Consider the following 3879-nt stretch of genomic DNA (forward strand, 5'->3'; position numbering starts at 1 on the left):
GCTTCCATGTGGAAGATCGGGATCTTGCGGCGCTTGGCGGCGATGACGGCCAGGCAGCTGTTCGTGTCGCCGAGCACCAGCATGGCCTCCGGCCGCTCGACCTCAAGCACCTGGTCGATGCCGCCGATGATGTTGCCGATGGTCTGCGCCGCGCCGCCCTGGGCCGCGTTCAGGAAATGAGCAGGCTTGCGGACGCCAAGGTCGTCGAAAAAAACCTGGTTGAGTTCGTAGTCGTAGTTCTGGCCGGTGTGGACGAGCACATGCTCGCAATGCACGTCGAGAGCGGCCATCACGCGCGAAAGGCGGATGATTTCGGGGCGGGTGCCGACGACGGTCAGCACCTTGAGCTTTTTCACAGGCGGATTCATGGCTTGACCTTCATTGCGGTCGTGTCAGGGCGGGCTCGGTCGAAGACCTCGTTGGCCCAGAGCATGACGATGAGCTCGTCTTCGCCGATGTTGGTGATGTTGTGGGTCCAGCCTGGGATGGTCTCGACGACCTGAGCCTCGCCGCCGCGCGTGACCAGCTCATGCGTCTCGCCGCTGCCGATGTGTCGAAAACCGAAGTGGGCCGTGCCCCGGATGACGAGGAATTTCTCGGTCTTGGTGTGGTGGTAGTGCTCGCCGCGCGTGATGCCGGGGCCGGCCGTGAAATAGCTGAACTGGCCGCAGTCCGGGGTCTTGAGCATTTCGACGAACACGCCGCGCGGATCGGCGTGGCGCGGTACCTGGTAGGCGAATGCCTCGGGCGGCAGGTAGCTGACATAGGTGGCATAGAGCGCCCGGGTCAGGCCGGTACCCACGCGGTCGATCATCAGGCCCTCGCGCGTTGCTCTAAAACCGTTCAAGGTCCGGGCCAGCTCGCCGACCGTTGTCTCGTACATCGGTTCGATATCAACGAAGCCGGCTGCGGGCGGCGTGGGCCCCAGCAGCGTCAGCATCTGGTCGATGACGTCGTCAATGTAGACAAGGCGCAGCGGTGCGGCCGGATCATTGATGGTGACCGTCATGCCTCGCGCAATGTTGTGGCAGAAGGTGGCAACGACCGAGTTGTAGTTGGGCCGACACCATTTGCCGAACACATTGGTCAGCCGGAAGATGTAGGCCGGTACGCGGCACTGCCGGTGGTAGTGCAGCAGCGCCTCCTCGGCGGCGCGCTTGCTGCGGCCGTAGACGTTGTCCAGCGTGGCCTGCGTTGACGACGCGAAAGCCACCGGGGGTGAGCCGGRCAGGCTGCCCAGGATGGCAATCAGCCGCAGGCTGAAGTCGGCGTTGCCGTCGTCGAACTCGACCGGGTCCTGGGGCCTGTTCACGCCGGCGAGGTGGAAGACGAAGTCCAGGCCGCTGAGCTGTTCGATGAGTTCCGCATCGGCGGCGCCATGCGAGATCAGGCGGACGTCGGTGTGACCTGCCTCACGCAGTCGCCATTGAAGATTGCGGCCGACGAAGCCCGACGCACCGGTGATGCCGATCTTCATGACGTCAATCCTCCGCCGTCACGTTGGCCTCGCCAGCGGCGAGGCGTCGCATGAAGTCGAGCTTCATCAACAGCGCCGTCATCCCGGCCACGTCCAGGCGCTCGGTGTTGTGCGACGTGTAGTCCTCGGCGTCCTGGATGCGTGTCTCGCCCTGCTCGACGAACTTGGTGTAGTTGAGGTCGCGGCCATCGGGCGGGATGCGGTAGTAGCCGCCCAGGTCTTCGGCGCCGGCGCGCTCCTCGCGGCTCAGCAGCGCCTCGTAGAGCTTCTCGCCGTGGCGCGTGCCGATCTCGCGGATGGCATGGTCGGGCGCGCCGATGACACCGAGCACGGCCTCGGCCAGCACGCGGATCGTCGCCGCGGGCGCCTTCTGTACAAAGATGTCGCCGTTGCGGCCATGCTCGAAGGCATAGAGCACGAGCTCGACGGCATCGTCCAGCGTCATCATGAAGCGCGTCATCGCCGGGTCGGTGAGCGTGATCGGCTTGCCGGCGCGCACCTGCTCGACGAACAGCGGGATGACCGAGCCGCGCGAGGCCATCACGTTGCCGTAGCGCGTGCCGCAGATGACGGTGTCCGTGCCCTCGAGATTGCGCGACGCGGCGACCATGACCTTCTCCATCATGGCCTTGGAGATGCCCATCGCGTTGATCGGGTAGACGGCCTTGTCGGTGGACAGGCAGATGACGCGCTTCACACGAGCCTGGATGGCGGCGTCGAGCACGTTCTCGGTGCCCAGCACATTGGTACGCACGGCCTCCATGGGATGGAACTCGCAGGATGGCACCTGCTTGAGCGCGGCGGCGTGGAAGCAGTAGTCCACGCCGCGCATGGCGCCCGCGACCGCGCGCGGGTCGCGCACATCGCCGATGTAGAACTTCAGCTTGGGCGATGCGTACTTCTTGCGCATGTCGTCCTGCTTCTTCTCGTCGCGGCTGAGGATGCGGATCTCACGCAGGCCGGAGTCGAGGAAGCGGCGCAGCACGGCATTGCCGAAGCTGCCGGTGCCACCGGTGATGAGCAGGGTCTTGTCGTCAAACATGTTCAGCGGGGGAGGGCAGCGGCGAAGAGGGCATCCTTCTGGGCCGGCTGCGGGTAGTTGATCAGCACCGCGCGGTACTGACCCTTGAAGACGAAGAGACTGCCGGCCGCGGCGCCGATGACGCCGCAGGCCTTGATCAGCGCCTCGATGTCGGCGAGCGACCCGGCGCCGCCGAGCACGCTCATCGGGATGCGCAGCGCGGCGCGCATCTGCTTGGCGAGGTCGAGGTCATAGCCCTTCATGACGCCGTCGCGATCGACCGAGTTCAGCACGATCTCGCCGGCGCCCTGGGCTTGGCATTCGCGCGCGAAGGCGATCGGGTCCAGTTTGTGGGCCTTGGTCGCGTTGTGCGTGCAGAGCTCATAGCCGCTGGCGAACAGACCCGACTTCTTGCGCACGTCGAGCACGACGACGACGCTCTGGCCGCCGACGGCGTCAGCGATGCGGCGGATGCAGGTCGGGTCCTCGACGGCGGCACTGCTGATGCAGACCTTCTCGACGCCGAGCTCGATGATGCGCTTGGCCTGCTCCGGCGTGCGCACGCCGCCGCCATAGGCCAGCGGCATGCGGCATTCGGCGGCCAGGTCCTGGATCAGCTTGTAGTCGGGCTCGACGCCGTTGCGCGTCGCGTCGATGTCGAGGACGACGAGCTCGTCGGCTTCCTTCTCGTTGAAGATCTTGACCGCGTTGATCGGGTCGCCGACGTACTTCGGGTCCTTGAAGCCGACGGTCTTCACGAGGCCGCCCTCGTGCACGAGCAGGCAGGGGGTGATGCGCGGCCTCAGCATGTCGAAGACTCCAGTTCGGCGAAGTTCTTCAGCATGGCCGCGCCCCAATGGTGGCTCTTCTCGGGGTGGCCCTGCATGCCGTAGATGCAGCCATTGCGCACCGAAGCCGCGAACGTCGAGCCGTACTCGGCGCGAGCAGCGACATGGGTCGGGTCGCTGCACTCGAAGTAATAGGAGTGCAGAAAGTAAAAGCGCGCGTCGGTCTCAAGGCCCTTGAACAGCGGCGTGCCGGCAACCGGGTTCACGTCGTTCCAGCCCATGTGCGGCAGCGGCAGGCCGGCTGTTCTGCCGGTGCTGTCGAAATGCTTCACCTGGCCGGGAACCCAGCCCAGGCCGCGGCATTGGCCCTCGTCGCTGGACTCACCGAGCATCTGCATGCCCACGCAGATGCCCAGCACCGGCACGCCGCCACGGGCGACCATCGCATCCAGCGGCTCGCGCAGCCCGGAGGCGTTGAGACGGTTCATCGCATCGTCGAAACCGCCGACGCCCGGCAGGATGACATGCGTGGCGTCCTCGATCTCGGCGGCCGTCGTCGCGAAGCGCGTGGGGATGCTCATGCGCTTGTACAT

At 65.8% G+C, this 3879-nt stretch carries 5 protein-coding genes; all 5 read right to left on the reverse strand.

Annotated features, from left to right (window positions below; all coding sequences use genetic code 11):
- Positions 1 to 356, reverse strand: a 356-nt coding sequence (locus AC1DU6_RS22735) for a UDP-N-acetylglucosamine 2-epimerase (protein WP_477859784.1), incomplete at its 3' end; no start/stop codon positions are given.
- Between the two features lie 8 nt (positions 357 to 364).
- Entirely contained in the window at positions 365 to 1477 is a 1113-nt protein-coding gene (wbjC, locus tag AC1DU6_RS22740; RefSeq protein WP_477859780.1) for a UDP-2-acetamido-2,6-beta-L-arabino-hexul-4-ose reductase, read from the reverse strand.
- Positions 1478 to 1481: 4 nt separating this feature from the next.
- A complete protein-coding gene (locus AC1DU6_RS22745) occupies positions 1482 to 2519 on the reverse strand; it encodes a polysaccharide biosynthesis protein (RefSeq protein ID WP_477859781.1) in 1038 nt (345 codons plus the stop codon).
- A gap of 2 nt (positions 2520 to 2521) precedes the next feature.
- The gene (locus tag AC1DU6_RS22750) at positions 2522 to 3307 is read right to left on the reverse strand and encodes an AglZ/HisF2 family acetamidino modification protein (RefSeq protein WP_056204325.1); all 786 of its coding nucleotides are present in this window, start codon (positions 3305 to 3307) and stop codon (positions 2522 to 2524) included.
- Positions 3301 to 3879, reverse strand: a 579-nt coding sequence (gene hisH, locus AC1DU6_RS22755; RefSeq protein ID WP_477859783.1) for an imidazole glycerol phosphate synthase subunit HisH, incomplete at its 5' end; no start/stop codon positions are given. The genes AC1DU6_RS22750 and hisH, both read right to left, overlap by 7 nt.

The sequence above is a fragment of the Roseateles sp. P5_B10 genome (assembly GCF_056400485.1).